This window comes from Arthrobacter sp. TmT3-37 (assembly GCF_054510835.1).
Window position 1 is genome coordinate 138,489 of record NZ_JBTNDU010000004.1, and the last position, 14,994, is coordinate 153,482.

The 14,994-nt window shown below is 70.2% G+C and carries 16 protein-coding genes; 13 read left to right on the forward strand and 3 right to left on the reverse strand.

The window, feature by feature from the left end:
• Positions 1-5 precede the first annotated feature (5 nt).
• Positions 6-1,085 (reverse strand): NAD-dependent epimerase/dehydratase family protein, encoded by a 1,080-nt coding sequence (locus ACX80U_RS07705; RefSeq protein WP_133081348.1) that lies wholly within the window; start codon positions 1,083-1,085, stop codon positions 6-8.
• A gap of 148 nt (positions 1,086-1,233) precedes the next feature.
• On the opposite strand from ACX80U_RS07705, the gene ACX80U_RS07710 reads away from it, so the two are divergent.
• From ACX80U_RS07710 to ACX80U_RS07740, 7 genes are all read left to right on the forward strand, one after another.
• Positions 1,234-2,325 (forward strand): YhjD/YihY/BrkB family envelope integrity protein, encoded by a 1,092-nt coding sequence (locus ACX80U_RS07710; protein WP_133081347.1) that lies wholly within the window; start codon positions 1,234-1,236, stop codon positions 2,323-2,325.
• A gap of 80 nt (positions 2,326-2,405) precedes the next feature.
• The gene (locus tag ACX80U_RS07715; protein ID WP_459267989.1) at positions 2,406-3,416 is read left to right on the forward strand and encodes a glutathione S-transferase family protein; all 1,011 of its coding nucleotides are present in this window, start codon (positions 2,406-2,408) and stop codon (positions 3,414-3,416) included.
• Between the two features lie 134 nt (positions 3,417-3,550).
• Positions 3,551-4,615 carry a FecCD family ABC transporter permease gene (locus ACX80U_RS07720; RefSeq protein ID WP_208741140.1) on the forward strand — a complete coding sequence of 355 codons (1,065 nt, stop codon included), beginning with the start codon at positions 3,551-3,553 and terminating at the stop codon, positions 4,613-4,615.
• A gap of 62 nt (positions 4,616-4,677) precedes the next feature.
• Complete coding sequence (locus tag ACX80U_RS07725) at positions 4,678-5,688, forward strand: FecCD family ABC transporter permease (RefSeq protein ID WP_133081594.1); 1,011 nt, start codon at positions 4,678-4,680, stop codon at positions 5,686-5,688.
• A gap of 2 nt (positions 5,689-5,690) precedes the next feature.
• Positions 5,691-6,614, forward strand: a complete 924-nt coding sequence (locus ACX80U_RS07730; protein WP_459267990.1) for an ABC transporter ATP-binding protein — start codon at positions 5,691-5,693, stop codon at positions 6,612-6,614.
• Positions 6,611-7,663, forward strand: coding sequence for a siderophore-interacting protein (locus ACX80U_RS07735; RefSeq protein WP_459267991.1), 1,053 nt, complete (start codon positions 6,611-6,613; stop codon positions 7,661-7,663). The genes ACX80U_RS07730 and ACX80U_RS07735 overlap by 4 nt, the downstream gene beginning before the upstream one ends.
• 391 nt (positions 7,664-8,054) lie before the next feature.
• Positions 8,055-9,122, forward strand: coding sequence for a M23 family metallopeptidase (locus tag ACX80U_RS07740; protein WP_459267992.1), 1,068 nt, complete (start codon positions 8,055-8,057; stop codon positions 9,120-9,122).
• Positions 9,123-9,212: 90 nt separating this feature from the next.
• Here ACX80U_RS07740 and ACX80U_RS07745 read toward each other — a convergent pair whose 3' ends face one another.
• On the reverse strand, positions 9,213-10,217 hold the full coding sequence (locus tag ACX80U_RS07745) for a diacylglycerol/lipid kinase family protein (protein WP_208739392.1): 1,005 nt from the start codon (positions 10,215-10,217) through the stop codon (positions 9,213-9,215).
• An 81-nt stretch (positions 10,218-10,298) separates the two neighbouring features.
• Here ACX80U_RS07745 and ACX80U_RS07750 point away from each other — a divergent pair, with 81 nt between their 5' ends.
• A complete protein-coding gene (locus ACX80U_RS07750) occupies positions 10,299-11,081 on the forward strand; it encodes an SGNH/GDSL hydrolase family protein (protein ID WP_133081343.1) in 783 nt (260 codons plus the stop codon).
• Positions 11,082-11,182: 101 nt separating this feature from the next.
• Here the strand turns inward: ACX80U_RS07750 and ACX80U_RS07755 are convergent, their stop codons facing one another.
• Positions 11,183-11,821 (reverse strand): DUF3060 domain-containing protein, encoded by a 639-nt coding sequence (locus ACX80U_RS07755; protein WP_459267993.1) that lies wholly within the window; start codon positions 11,819-11,821, stop codon positions 11,183-11,185.
• Positions 11,822-12,049: 228 nt separating this feature from the next.
• Between ACX80U_RS07755 and ACX80U_RS07760 the strand changes: the two genes are divergently transcribed.
• From ACX80U_RS07760 to rpsN, 5 genes are all read left to right on the forward strand, one after another.
• Positions 12,050-12,616, forward strand: a complete 567-nt coding sequence (locus ACX80U_RS07760; RefSeq protein WP_133081341.1) for a MarR family winged helix-turn-helix transcriptional regulator — start codon at positions 12,050-12,052, stop codon at positions 12,614-12,616.
• Positions 12,617-12,638: 22 nt separating this feature from the next.
• Positions 12,639-13,781 (forward strand): glucose-1-phosphate adenylyltransferase family protein, encoded by a 1,143-nt coding sequence (locus ACX80U_RS07765; RefSeq protein ID WP_459267994.1) that lies wholly within the window; start codon positions 12,639-12,641, stop codon positions 13,779-13,781.
• 304 nt (positions 13,782-14,085) lie between these two features.
• Positions 14,086-14,322 (forward strand): 50S ribosomal protein L28, encoded by a 237-nt coding sequence (gene rpmB / locus ACX80U_RS07770; protein WP_043441573.1) that lies wholly within the window; start codon positions 14,086-14,088, stop codon positions 14,320-14,322.
• Entirely contained in the window at positions 14,322-14,489 is a 168-nt protein-coding gene (gene rpmG, locus ACX80U_RS07775; protein ID WP_019481734.1) for a 50S ribosomal protein L33, read from the forward strand. The genes rpmB and rpmG overlap by 1 nt, the downstream gene beginning before the upstream one ends.
• Positions 14,490-14,492: 3 nt before the next feature.
• Positions 14,493-14,798, forward strand: a complete 306-nt coding sequence (rpsN, locus tag ACX80U_RS07780; protein WP_133081339.1) for a 30S ribosomal protein S14 — start codon at positions 14,493-14,495, stop codon at positions 14,796-14,798.
• Positions 14,799-14,994 lie beyond the last annotated feature (196 nt).

Here is a 14,994-nt window from a genome sequence, read left to right on the forward strand (position 1 = left end):
CCGGCTCAGTTCTTCGACCTCGGGTACAGCTTGGGAGATCCTGCGTGCCCGTCGCCGTGGCGCATCCCCGCCAGCACCTCGGCCATCGCGTCACGGGACGAGTGGCGCGGTTCCCAGCCCAGTTCGCTCCTCGCCCGGGCCGTGTCCATGACCGGGCTCTGCGCCGCCAGATCGATCCACCCCGGATCGGTGCGCTGGATGCGGAGCCACCAGCTCGCGCCGACGATCCAGCGCAGCACGCGCACCGGGAATCCGATCACGCGACGCGCCTCGAGCAGGTCGGCGAGGCGCGCGGGGGTGAGTTCGGGCTCCGCGGCGATGTTGAACGCGCCGGAAGCGCGTCGCGCCAGCACCCGCCAGTACGCGTCGGCGACGTCCTCCGCGTGCACGGCCTGGAAGATGAAGGCTGCCGGGACGGGCAGCACGGGAAGCGGGACGCCCAGGAGGACCTTCGGGACGAGCGGGCCGAGGAAATAGCGGCCCACCTCGCTGCCCGCTCCGCTCTGGAAGATCAGGGCCGGCCGGAGGCGGGCCACCGCGATCTCCGGGTAGGCCTGCTCGAACGCGTCCAGCAGGCGTTCCTGCTCGGCCTTCTGGCGGCTGTACTGGGAGGACCGGACGCCGTCGGTCGGCCATGCCTCGCCCCTGCGGGTGTCCTTGCCGGCACGCGAGTAGGCCGCGACGGAGGACGCGCAGACGAACTGCCGCACACCGGCGGTGGCGGCTGCGTGGAGGGCGTTGGCCGTCCCGGTGACGTTGGTCCGTCGCATGGCGGGTTCGTCGTGGTTCGGCTGGATGGCCCAAGCGAGGTGCACGACGGCGTCCACTCCCGCGAGCGCGAGCACCAGGGCCTCCCTGCCCTCGTCGGTCCCGATGTCGATCGCATGCCAGTCGACGCCGTCGTAGGGGGCCTGCGTCGTGTCCGGGATGGTGCGGGCGATCCCGGTGATGGTGATGCCGCCCGTGTCCCCCGAGGTGTCGTAGCCGGACCGCTCGATGGCCTCGCGGTCCCGCGCTGCCCGGTGGAGGCGGGAGAGGACCGCGGTGCCCACGTTCCCGGTGGCACCGATGACTGCTATGCGCATGGTTCTACTCCTTGGCCTGCTGGTTGTGGGGACGGGGGAGGGCGCTGATCCGAACTGGACTACTAAGCAAGCTTATGGTGCAGTTGAAGGAGACGTACAGCCGCAAGGGCGCACGACGCCCTTTCCAGGGCCATAGCGGGAGGTATCCGTGAGCAGTAACAGCAAGGTCGGCAGTGAGCCGAAGAGTGACGCCTCGCAGAAGGCGCAGACCGCGCCCGATCCGAACGATCCCCGGAAGCCGGATGATCCGAAGGATGTCGGGAAGCCCGCCTGGAAGTACGTGTTCAAGCGGTCGCTCAACGAGTTCGGCAAGGACCAGTGCACCGATCTGGCCGCGGCGCTGACCTACTACGCGGTCCTCGCGATCTTCCCCGGGATCCTCGCCCTGCTGTCCCTCCTCGGGCTGTTCGGACAGGCCCAGAACACCACCAACCAGGTCCTGGAGATCGTCGGCCAGTTCGCGCCGCCGGACACCCTGGAGACCATCAGGCCCACGATCGAGGACCTCGCCTCCAACCAGGCGGCCGGACTGACCTTCGTGATCGGCCTCCTCGGCGCCATCTGGTCGGCATCGGGCTATGTGAACGCCTTCTCCCGGGCGATGAACCGCGTCTACGAGGTCGAGGAGGGCCGGGGCTTCTTCAAGCTGCGCCCGCAGATGCTCCTCGTCACCGTCGTCGTCCTCGTCCTGATCGTCGTCATGGGCCTCATGCTCGTGCTCTCCGGGCCCGTCGCCGAGGCCGTCGGGAACACGATCGGACTCGGTGGCACCGCACTGACCATCTGGAACATCGCCAAGTGGCCCGTCGTCGTGTTCTTCGCGGTCCTCATGATCGCCGTCCTCTACTACGGCTCGCCGAACGTCAAGCAGCCCAAGTTCCGGTGGATGAGTCTCGGCGGGTTCATCGCCCTGATCGTCCTCGCCATCACCACCGCGGCGTTCTCCCTCTACGTGGCCAACTTCGGCAGCTACGACAAGACCTACGGCGCCATCGCCGGCGTGATCGTCCTGCTCCTCTGGATCTGGCTGGCGAACCTCTCGCTCCTGTTCGGTGTCGAGTTCGACGCCGAGATGGAACGCGGCAGGGAACTGCAGGGCGGCATCGAGGCGGAGGACGGCATCCAGCTGCCGCCCCGCGACACCAAGGCTGCCGACAAGAAGCGCGAGAAGTACCGCAAGCTCGTCAACGAGGGTCGCGAGCTCCGCGAGAAGTACGAGCGGGAGTCGGCCCGCCGGTAGGCCGACCGCACCCTGCACCAGGAGGCCCGGACGTGTCAACGGCCGGGCCTCCTGCATGTCCGCGGTCCTAGACTGGCTGCATGACCGATACCCAGCAGGCCGACACGTCAGGGCACAGCACCAAGGGGTCCTACGTGACCGACGGCCAGGAGTTCACGCGGGACACGCAGTACATCGAGACGCGGATCACGCGGGACGGAGCGGACGGCTATCCCGTCGAGGCCGGGCGCTACCGCCTGATCGCGGCCCGCGCCTGTCCTTGGGCCAACCGGACCATCATCGTGCGCCGTCTCCTCGGGCTGGAGGACGCGATCTCCCTCGGCACCCCGGGCCCCACCCACGACAGCCGGTCCTGGACCTTCGACCTCGATCCCGACGGCCGCGACCCGGTCCTCGGTATCGAGCGGCTGCAGGAAGCCTTCTTCAAGCGCGATCCGGACTACGCGCGCGGCATCACGGTTCCGGCGATCGTGGACACGACCACCGGCGCGGTCGTGACCAACAACTTCCCCCAGATCACCCTGGACTTCTCCGGCGAATGGACGGAATTCCACCGCGAGGGTGCTCCGAACCTGTATCCGGAGGCGCTCCGGGAGGAGATCGACACCGTCAACAAGCGGGTCTTCACCGAGGTCAACAACGGCGTCTACCGCTGCGGCTTCGCGGGATCGCAGGAGGCCTACGACGCCGCCTACGACCGGCTGTTCACGGCTCTGGACTGGCTCGAGGAACGGCTCACCACCCAGCGGTTCCTCGTGGGGGACACCATCACGGAGGCCGACGTCCGCCTGTTCACCACGCTCGTCCGGTTCGACCCGGTCTACCACGGCCACTTCAAGTGCAACCGGAACAAGCTGACGGAGATGCCCGCGCTGTGGGGCTACGCCCGCGATCTGTTCCAGACGCCGGGCTTCGGCGACACGATCGACTTCGAGCAGATCAAGCAGCACTACTACATCGTGCACGAGGACATCAACCCCACCGGGATCGTCCCCAAAGGTCCCGACCTCGCGGGATGGACCACGGACCACGGACGCGCATCCCTGGGTGGACGGCCCTTCGGCGACGGCACCCCGCCGACCCCCGAGTAGTGGGGGTGGACGCAGGCGGGGCCGCCTGCGTCCGCCGCAGCGGCCGTCCCAATTAGCGAACAAACTCGTTTCTTAATCGTCAGCAGCATAGGCTAGCCTTACTTCAGACTCATCGACCGTCTGAGGGGAGCACCATGGCAGTCCAGGCCGCCGCCTCGCGCCCCTCGACCGGCGACCGGCCCCTGTCGGCCCGGCGGCGGTCCTCGGTTCCCCGCACCGCCGCGCAGCTGGTCCTCACCGCGCTGGTCCTCCTCGCCTTCTGCGTCGCCTCCCTCACCATCGGGGCCCGCTCGGTCGGTCCCGGCACCATGATCGACGCCGTCCTGGCCTTCGATCCCGCCGACGGCGACCACGCGGTCGTGCTCTCCCGTGTCCCGCGCACCGTCATCGGCCTGCTCGTCGGAGCGGCCCTGGCAACGGCCGGGGCAGCCCTGCAGGGGATCGCGCGGAATCCGCTGGCCGATCCGGGGATCCTCGGCATCAATGCCGGAGCGTCACTGGCCGTCGTCGTCGGGATCCATCTCTTCGACCTCACCACCGCCTCCGGGTACATCTGGTGCGCCTTCGCCGGTGCGGGCGCCGCAGCCCTCGCGGTCTACGCCGTCGCCAGCCTCGGACGGGAGGGCGCGACGCCGGTCAAGCTCGCGCTCGCCGGCGCGGCACTGGCCGCCGGCCTCGCCAGCCTCACGAATGCGGTCCTCGTCTCCAGCCAGGAGACTCTCGACGCCTTCCGCTTCTGGCAGGTCGGCACGCTGTCCGGCCGGGGCTGGGACGTGATCGGCACGGTCGCCCCGTTCCTGCTGGTGGGCCTCGTGATGACGCTGGCCACGGGCAAGGTCCTCAACGGCCTCGCGCTGGGCGACGACGTGGCGCGCGGACTCGGGCAGAACGTGAACCTCGCGCGGGGCATCACGGCGCTGGGCGTCGTGATCCTGTGCGGGGCCGCCACCGCCGCCGCCGGCCCCATCGCCTTCGTGGGCCTCGTGATCCCTCACGTCGTACGCCTCGTCGTCGGGGCCGACTACCGCTGGATCCTCCCGTTCTCCGCTCTCCTCGGCCCGGTCCTGCTGCTCGGCGCCGACATCATCGGCCGGGTCATCCTGCCGCCCGGAGAAGTGCAGGTGGGCATCATGACCGCGGTCGTCGGCGCCCCCTTCTTCATCTGGCTCGTGCGCCGACGCAGGATGGCCCACCTGTGAGCACGACGCTCGACTCCTCGCAGGTCCCCCCGCCGCCTGCCCCGGCACCCCCGGCCGCAGGGCTGGCCCTCGTCCGTGCCCGTCGCCGACGCAGCAGCGGGCTCCGCCTGGCCGCGGTCGGGGCGGTCGTCGTCGTCCTGTTCGCCGCGAACGTCCTGCTCGGTTCCTACACGGTGACCATCCCCGACGTCTTCCGGATCCTCGGGGGTGCCGACATCCCGGGTGCCAGCTTCATCGTGATGGAGAACAAGCTTCCCCGCTCGGTGATCGGGGTCCTGGTCGGTGTGTGCTTCGGACTCGCCGGAGCCGTGTTCCAGACCATGCTCAGGAACCCCCTCGCGAGCCCCGACATCATCGGGATCAGTTACGGAGCGAGTGCCTCGGCGGTCACGGCGATCGTCCTCTTCGGCGCCGCCGGCGCCGCCGTGTCCCTCTCCGCGCTGGTCGGCGCGATGGTCGTCGCCGCGGCGATCTATCTGATCTCGCGCCGGGGGGGAGTAGCGGGCTACCGCCTCATCCTCGTCGGCATCGGCTTCGCGGCCGTCCTGCACGCGCTGGTCAACTTCCTGATCACCCGCACCGACCTCCGGACGGCATCGGAAGCACTGCTGTGGCTCAACGGCTCGCTCAACTCGAGCAACTGGGACCGTGCGGCCGTCCTGGTCGCCGCCCTCGTGGTCCTGCTGCCGGCCGCGGCGGTCCTCTCGCGCAGCCTGCAGGGCCTCGTCCTGGGCGACGACGCCGCAGCAGGCCTCGGGCTCCGGGTCGAGGCCTCACGGCTGGGACTCATGTCCACCGCCGTCGCCCTCGCGGCCGTGGCCACCGCGGCCGCAGGGCCCGTCGCGTCCGTGGCCTTCCTGTCCGGACCGATCGCGCGCAGGCTGCTCGGGAACCGGCCCTCGCTGGTCATGGCGGCCCTGGTGGGGGCAGGAATCGTCCTCGGGGCCGATTTCATCGCCGCGAACCTCATCCCCGGGGCGTCACTGCCCGTCGGCGTCGTGACCGGCGCGCTCGGTGCCCCGTTCCTGCTGTGGCTGCTGGCCACGGCGAACCGATCAGGCCAGGGAGGCTGAGCATGGCTGCACGTCAGGAACCCACGTCGGGGGATGCCCTGTCCGCCGAAGGGCTGACCCTCGCCTACGACCAGCGCACCGTGGTCGACGGGCTCTCCCTCACGCTCCCGGCCGGGCGGGTGACGGTGATCGTCGGGGCCAACGCCTGCGGCAAGTCCACCCTGCTGCGCGGACTCGCCCGTCTCCTCAAGCCGGTCGAGGGCGCGGTCGTGCTCAACGGGTCTGACATCTCCGCCCAGTCCACGAAGGCCGTCGCCCGAGTCCTCGGACTACTGCCCCAGACCCCTGTGGCACCGGACGGTATCAGCGTCGCCGACCTCGTGGGGCGCGGCCGCTACCCGCACCAGGGCTGGTTCCGCCAGTGGACCCCTGAGGACGACGAGGCGGTGGCGGACGCGCTGGAGGCCACCGACACGCTGGCCCTCGCCGACCGCAACGTGGATGAGCTCAGCGGTGGGCAGCGACAGCGTGTGTGGATCGCGATGGCCCTCGCGCAACAGACGGGCATCCTGCTGCTCGACGAGCCCACCACCTTCCTCGACGTGACGCACCAGGTGGAGGTGCTGGACCTCATCACGGACCTGAACCGGCGGTCCGGCACCACCGTCGTCATGGTGCTGCACGACCTGAACCTCGCCGCACGCTATGCGGACCACCTCATCGCGATGCGGGACGGACGGATCGTGGCAGCCGGGCCCCCCGCCGCCGTCGTCACCCAGGAGACCGTCTCGGGCGTCTTCGACCTGGAGTGCCGGATCATCGAGGACCCGGTCTCCGGCACGCCGATGGTGATCCCGGTGGGCAGGCACCACAGCCCTCCGGCACCCGCCCGTCCCCAGACTCCCCCCGCCGGCCGGCAGCAGGCCACGGGGTACCGACCCAACCCGCAGGACGCCGTTCCCGCCCCCGTGGAGGCAGCATCATGACCCAAGTGACCCATCGGAACGCACTGCGGACCGTCGCCGACACCGAGCCCATGGTGCTCGCGTTCGACGTCGTCGTCACCGCCGTGCAGGATCTCGGTGCCACCTTCCGCCGCATCACGTTCGGTGGGGCATGCCTCGAGGCGTTCGGGGTGGCAGGGGACACCCTCGACCTCCGGATCAAGATCGTCATCCCGTCGAAGGGCCGTGACTGCCCGGACATCGCAGGCATGATGAAGCGCGGGGACTCGGCGAACTGGTACCAGCTGTGGCTGGGCCTGGAGGCGGAGGAGCGTGGTTCCATGCGCACCTACACGGTGCGGAACGTGCGCTGCGGCGGTCCGCGCCCGGAGATCGACGTCGACTTCGTGATGCACCTCGACGAGGACGGCCGGGGCGGCCCGGCCTCGGAGTGGGCTTCGGCGGCCCGGCCCGGTGACCGGGTCTGCATCATCGGGCCCAATTCCTCGGCGGCGCAGTGCGCGACGGCGGGTGCCTACGGCGGCATCGAGTGGAGCCCGGGCCTCGCCCAGCACGTCCTCCTCGCCGGTGACGAGACGGCGGTGCCCGCCATCAGCGCGATCCTCGAGGCCCTGCCCGAGGACATCAGCGGGTCCGCCTTCCTCGAAGTGCCGGACCTGCAGGACGTCCAGGCCATCTCCACGAAGTCCTCCGTGGCCATCACCTGGCTGGCGCGTGGGGACCGGCCGCATGGCGAGCAGCTGGAGGCCGCAGTCCGGGACGCCGTCCGGGTGCCGGGTTGGGTGTCGCTCGCCGGTCCCGCCGGTGCGCGGGGAGGAAGCGAGCCCGAGGAGGTCGACATCGACCGGACGATCCTGTGGGAGACGCCGCAGCGGATGGAGGCGGCCATCGTGCAGTCGACCGTCGGTTCCGGGCGCCCTGCCGGCACCCAGCCCTTCTACGCGTGGATCGCAGGGGAAGCCGCCGTCGTCCGTGGCCTGCGGCGGTACCTCGTGCGCGACGTCGGGGTGGACCGGAAGCAGGTCGCTTTCATGGGGTACTGGCGCAAGGGCCGCGCAGAGCTCGCCTGAGGCGCCGGCCAAGCCGGAAGGCGCAGGTTCTTCAGCGTCTTCGCGCAGGAACCCGGTGACGGAACGCAGTATGACACGGATGATCCACAGGCAGGATAACGGAATTGTAACTTCGGACCCCGTGGCCTAGGGTTTGAGCAGTCAAAGCTGGTTCCACGGAATCCAGGTCCGCACGCCCGACCCTGTCAGCGGACCGCCTGAACACTGTGTGACAGGGGTGGAGGATCCACGTCCGACGCGGCTCGAGCCGCCTGGAGGTGAAGCCCTTCCGCACTGCTCCTCTGTACGGTCCCGTCTGCGGCTCCTTCGCGATCCGGACCGCGTGGAGGTCGAGCCGACTCCTGCTCGAATCCGGCAGCCGACCTCGCGGGCGTCCGAGAGAGGTAAGCAGTTGACCCAGACGGTTACGTCCGGGCGCCGCCGCGCGTCCGACGATCGAGCGCAGCAGCACCCGGTTTCCCACCGCCCCGCTCATCCCGGCCCGCCCAGCCGCCGCTCGCTCCGGGTCCCGGTCGCCGGTGAGGCCCTTCCGCCCGTCCCGTCCGTCGCTGCACCCGCCCTTCCGACGACCGCACCCGCTGCCCCGGAGCCCACGACCCGACGCGGGCTCCGCGAGCAGCAGGCAGCGGCCCGGGACGCCGCAGCAGTCCTGCCGACACGGCGCAGTGCCCGCCGTTCCGTGCCCGTTGCGCATGCGGATCGGCATCCGGAGTTGAGGGAGGACCTGCATCCGGGCCTGCGCTCGGGTCCGCGGCGCTCGCTCCGCCCGCACGCACCTCGGCCGGCGTCGTTCTCCCGGCTGCGCGACAACGCCGCGACGGCAGGGATCGTGCTCGCCTCGGCAGGGCTGGTCATGGGGGCAGTGGCGCCGTCGGCCGCCACCGCCCCGACCGCCGCAACCCCCGGCACAGCCCTCGCCTCGGGTGTCGCACCGGCCGTCACGGCGCCCGCCGGGGCGTCGGTGACCTTCCGGCTCGAGAGCGCCGGACAGGCCGCGGAGGGCATCACGCCGAGTATCGCCAGTGCACGGGCCCTCTCCGCGTCCCTGACTCCCGCAGCCCAGGAGCGCAAGGCGTTCGGCGTCCCCGTGGACAGCCCCGTCGTCGCTTCCCCCTTCGGATACCGCGTCAACCCCCTGGGCGGATACGGACCCGAACTGCACACCGGCCTCGACTACGCGAGCGGGTGCGGGACCCCGGTCATGGCCGCCGATGCCGGCACCGTCGTCGACTCCGGCGAGCATGCCTATGGCGGCGGCCTGCGCATCGTGATCGACCACGGTGACGGCCTGAAGACCACCTACAACCACCTGAGCGTGCTCGAGGTGCCCGCCGGCACGACGGTGGCGCGCGGCGACCTCCTCGGAGCCGTCGGCACCACGGGGAACTCCACCGGGTGCCACCTCCACTTCGAGGTCCTGGTCAATGACGAGAAGGTCGACCCGCAACCCTGGCTGTGACCGACGGCCGACCTCCAGCGTCCGTAGGCGGACGGGCGGACGGGCCGCCGGACGGGTAGACAGGCCGATGGACCGGGCCTGCCCGCAACCCTAGGGCAGTGGATCGCTGACGATCGCGGGATCCTTGTAGCCCAGGGGCATCCGGAGGCGGAGCGAATTGGGCTTCATCTCGAAGGCCATGTGCGTCGCCTTCCCGAGGGGGTCGCCGTCGAGCTGCACCTCGAGGGGCTCGCGCAGCGTGACCTCGGCGGTCCGGCACTGGAAGTACTCGAGCGAGGGGTCCTTGCTCCTGCCCTTCCCACGCGCGAAGAGCTTGCCCGCGACCGCCAGCCAGCCCAGCTTGCCCTTCGGCGCCACGGTCATGAGGTCCATCAGCCCGTCGTCGATCTTGGCGCCGGGGAAGATCTCCAGCCCCCCCATGATCTTTCCGCAGTTGCCGCCCATCACGCTGCGCAGGCGGCGCTCGAAGGGCCTGCCACCGTCCACGGAGATGGTGGTCCGCGCCGGCCGGCCCGGGAGGTTCCTGATCCCGGCGTCCACGTAGGCGAGCCAGCCCACCTTGTCCTTCAGGTCGTCCCTGGTGTCGGACATGATCGCGGCGTCGTAGCCGATGCCCGCCATGACCAGGAACACGTGGGCGTCCTGCGCACGATCCACGGTCACGTGCACGACGTCGATGGACCGCTCGGTCCCGCGGAACGCGGCCTCGACGGCGGCATCCGGATCGTCGACGGCGATGTCGAGGTTGCGGGCCAGGAGGTTGCCCGTGCCCAGCGGAACGAGGGCCATCATGGTCCCGCTGCCGGCGAGCTCCTCGGCGACGCACCGGACGGTACCGTCGCCACCGGCCGCGATCACGAGGTCCACCCCGGCCTCGAGGGCCTCGCGGGCCTGCCCGTGCCCGGGGTCGTCCGCCGTGGTCTCGATCACGAGGGGCGCGTCCCAGCCGTCCTCGGCGGAGATGCGCTCCACCGCTCCCTGCACGTCGGACGTGGTGGCCTTGATGGGATTGATGATGAGCGCGGCGCGACGGCGACCCGATCCGGCATCCGCAGCCACGTCGGTGGTCGCTTCGATTGTTGCGTCGGTGGGCATGATGTCCTTCGTGCGGGAGTCAACGGGCGGGTCCGTCGAGCTTATCCCGACGGACCCGGGTGCCGAGGGTAATCTTTGACGGTGAACTTCTCCCAGCGGTACGTGGCACTCGGCGACTCCTTCACCGAAGGGGTGGGTGACTGGGATCCGGCGTCGCCCAACGGCGTCCGTGGCTGGGCGGACCGCGTCGCGGAGCAGCTCGTCCTCGCCGACAGGTCCTGGGGGTACGCGAACCTCGCCATCCGCGGCAAGAAGATGCGCCAGATCCTCGACGAGCAGATCGACGGCGCCCTGGCTCTCGAGCCGACGCTCGTCACCCTCTATGCGGGCGCCAATGACATCCTGCGGCCACGGGTCGACATCGACCGGCTCATGGGCCACTACGACGAAGGGATCGGCCGGCTTCGCGAGGCCGGTGCGGCCGTCGTGCTGTTCACCGGATTCGATGCCTCGGGGTCCGCTGTCTTCGGCACGACCCGGGGACGCACCGCCGTCTACAACGAGTGGGTGCGTGAGATCGCCGACACGCGGGGCGCGACGGTCGTCGACTACTGGCGCCTGCGCGAGTTCCAGGACTGGAGCTACTGGGACGTCGACCGCATGCACATGTCCACCGCAGGGCACACCCTCATGGCCGCCCGGGTGCTGGAGGCCATGGAGGCCTCGCACGCCATCGACCTGCCGGAACTGGAGGCACGTCCCGTCCTCCGGCGCGTGGAGCAGTTGAAGGCCGACGCGCAGTGGGCGCGGGAATACCTGACGCCCTGGGTGGGCAGGCGGTTGCGCGGAGTCTCCTCGGGCGACGATCTCGCACCGAAGTATCCGGTGCCGGTCCACCCGCACTGGGCGTCCGTTCCCGCCTGACGGTCCGCGCTCCGGCCGGGCCGTCGCAGGTGCGCGGCCGTCGGAGCGCGGCAGATGGATGATCCACACCGCCTGGCTGGTCCGTACCGCCGTCGCGGCGTCTAGCGGGCGGCGACGGAGTTGCTGCCCTCGGTGTCGACCGCGGGGTCGCCGGTGCTGTAGGTGACGGTGTTGTCCTCACCGTCGACGTCGATGTCCCGGGTGTCGTCGACCGTGACGACGTTCGTCCGACCGTCGACGTCGACGTCGGGCACGCTCGTCAGGGTGGCCGTGTTGCCGTCCCCCTCGACGTCGAGGGCCTCGGCGGATTCGCCGGTGATGGTGTTGTCGTCGCCGTCGATGTCGATGTCCTCGCATCCGCCGGTGATGTCGATCGTGGTGCCATCGGTTTCGATGTCGATGTCGCCGCCGCCGCTGCAGCTGATGCTGACGGTGGTACCGGGTGTCCCGATCGTGCGCTCGTCACCCCGGCTGAGGCTGACCGGCGCGTCCGTCGCGGACGCCGTCGCCGTCGATGCCGACGGGGCGCCGGAGCTCGCGGGGCTGCCGGACCCGGTCGGGGCGGCAGTGGACGGGCTCCCCGTACCCTCGGGTGTCACCGGAGCCGGCTCGTCCGCACTGGCCGTTCCGGTGGGCGCGTTGGCCGGCGGCTGCGTGGTGCCGTCGGTGCACCCGGTGAGCAGGGCGAGGGCCAGTGCAGCGCCGAGGGCGATGGATACGGCACGAGAGTCTCGGGGCATCGGATTCTCCTCCAGGGTGTGGCCGGTGGGCCGCCGACCAGTACGGTAAGCCTACTGTCCATCTCCGTCCCGGACCAGAGCAGCGCGAGGTGCCCGGACCGGGGAGGGACCGGAGCCGCAGTGCAGGGAGGATCGTCGAGAATGGCACTCGGCGCCGTCCCCCGCAACCGTCGGGTGGCTCCCCGCCCCCGCCCGGTACCCGCCGGAGCGGTATGCCAGAATGAGCGGATGGCGGCGCACTGGCTCACACCCGACGAGCGGCGGGCATGGCTGGCCCTCTATGCGCTGACGTCGCTGCTCCCCGCGACGCTCGACGCCCACCTGTTCCGGGAGGCCCGGATCACCCTGTTCGACTACCACGTCCTCGCGATGCTCTCCGAGTCGGAGGGGCGGAGCCTGCCGATGAGTGAGCTCGCCGCCCGCTCGACGGCGTCGCTCTCGCGGCTCAGCCACGTGGTCAAGAAGCTCGAGGGACGCGGGTGGGTGGCCCGGCTGCCGTCCGACTCCGACGGCCGCGTCACCACCGCGTCCCTGACTCCCGCAGGGCTCGAGATGCTGGCCGGTCTCGCGGTGGCCCATGTCGCACAGGTCCGCTCCACGGTCTTCGACGCGCTGGACGCCCGGGACGTCGCCGACCTCGAGCGGGTGGGCCGGAAGATCCTCCGGGGCATGGACGGCGCGCACTGGATCCTGTCCGACGGTGAGCCGGCTGTCGAGGCCGCGCTCGCCGGGGACCCGACCGCCGGCGCGGGAGCTGCGCCCGGGCACCACGAAGCACACAGCACCGGGCAGTGACCCGGCGCGGACAGGACGGCAGATGGACCAGCAGGCACAGTTCCGGCGTCAGCCCCGCATCCTCGCGATCGTGCTGGCAGGAGGGGCGGGTGGGCGCCTCGGTGCCCTCACCGACCACCGCGCGAAACCGGCCATGCCGCTCGGCGGCAGCTTCCGCCTGATCGACGTCTCCCTGTCGAACCTCCACCACAGCGGGATCTCCGACGTGTGGATCATGGAGCAGTACCAGCCCAAGACCATCAACGACCACCTCCGCAACGGACGGCCGTGGGATCTCGACCGCACGCGCGGCGGGCTGCTCGTGCTGCCCCCGTTCAGCGGCCACGAGGGTGAGGGGTTCGCCGAGGGCAACGCCGACGGCCTGCTCCGCCAGGCGTCCTTCATCCGGGACTTCGCGCCGGACCTGGTCCTCGTGCTCAGCTCCGACCACCTGTACCGGCTCGACTACCGCGACGTCGTCGACACGCACCTCCGGACGGGAGCCGCACTGACGATGGTCACCGTCGACTTCGACGGCGACGCCTCCCACCACGGGGTCGTGACGGTGGGCGACGGCGGCAGGGTGACCGGCTTCGCCTACAAACCCGAGGAGCCGCAGTCTGACATCGTCACGGCCGAGGTCTTCCTGTACACGGCCGGAACCCTGCTGGAGTCGCTGGAGCACCTGCAGGACAGCCACGACGGCCTCGGCGACTACGGCCACCATCTGGTGCCCCACCTCGTGGAGCAGGGGTCCGTCGTCGAGCACAGGCTCGACGGATACTGGCGCGACCTCGGGACGCCCGCCAACTACCTGCGCGCCCACCTCGATCTGGTGGACGGCAAGGGGCTGGAGCTCGCGGACCCGGAATGGCCCCTCCTCACGGAACCGCCGCAGCTGGTCCCGGCGTTCATCGGCGAGGGCGCCGTCGTCAGCAACTCGCTCGTGGCGCCCGGCGCCACCGTGCACGGGACGGTCCGCCGGAGCGTGATCGGTTCGGGGGCGACGGTCGAAGCAGGCGCCGTGGTCGAGGACTCCGTCCTGCTGAACCGGGTCCGACTGCGCAGCGGCACCCACGTCCGGTATGCGATCGTCGATTCGGATGCGGACCTCTCCGGCGACTACGCCGGGACCGCTCCCGAGGATCCCGCCGTCGTCGACCGGACCGGGCAGCTCGGCGACTGACCCGTTTTGGCCAGGCCTGATCCTGCCGGTAGTATGGTAGGGCGTTTGGCTGTGGCTGACGCCGACCCGTCCACGGACGGGGCGGAGTCCGTCCGGCTACCCGCGACTACCTGGAATGTAGGGCTGCGCCGGCCGAGAGGCCGTGGCGCCCGATCTTCACCGTCTTCCCCGCGGCGAGGCGCTTCGGCAGGTTCTCACCCTGCCAGGCCAACCTCCGGAAAGCTGCAGTAATAACGGTGTCATTACTGGTGGCGGGACGCCTCACAAGTGATTCCGTCACGTTCATCTAATCTGGAGGAGAGTTATGGCAGCCCACTGCCAAGTGACCGGAGCCGAGCCCGGCTTTGGACACAGCATTTCGCACTCGCACCGCCGCAACAAGCGCCGGTTCGACCCCAACATTCAGAAGAAGCGCTACTACGTGCCTTCCCTGCGCCGCAACGTGACGCTGCAGGTGTCCGCCCGCGGCATCAAGACGATCGACGTCCGCGGCATCGATGCTGTCGTCGCGTCGATCCTCGCGAGGGGAGTGAAGCTCTAATGGCAAAGGACAAGGACGTACGTCCGATCATCAAGCTGAAGTCCACCGCAGGGACGGGCTACACCTACGTGACGCGCAAGAACCGTCGTAACGATCCGGACCGCATGGTCCTGATGAAGTACGACCCCAAGATCCGCAAGCACGTCGAATTCCGAGAGGAGCGCTAAACCATGGCCAAGAAGTCAAAGATTGCTCGCAACGAGCAGCGCAAGGTCATCGTCGAGCGCTACGCGGCCAAGCGCCTCGAGCTCAAGAAGACCCTCGTCGACGAGAACGCCACCGACGAAGCACGCGAAGCGGCACGCCTCGGCCTGCAGAAGCTCCCCCGCAACGCCTCGCCGGTGCGCCTGCGCAACCGCGACCAGATCGACGGGCGCCCCCGTGGCACCCTCCAGAAGTTCGGCATCTCACGTGTCCGCTTCCGCGACATGGCTCACAAGGGCGAACTGCCCGGCGTGACCAAGTCGAGCTGGTAGCAGCGCCCGGGGCGTCCTGCCCCGACAGCATCATCCACCGCCCCGCGCGGTGACCCGGGAAGCCGGCGACCTCCGGGTCGCCGGCTTTTCCTTTCTCCCGGAAGCGGTCCCGCCGGGCCCGAAAGAGGGCCGAAAAGGCTGTGTTTAAGCCGAAAAGCCGCGAAAACACGCGGGGCGGGGCGCCCGAGCTGATAGG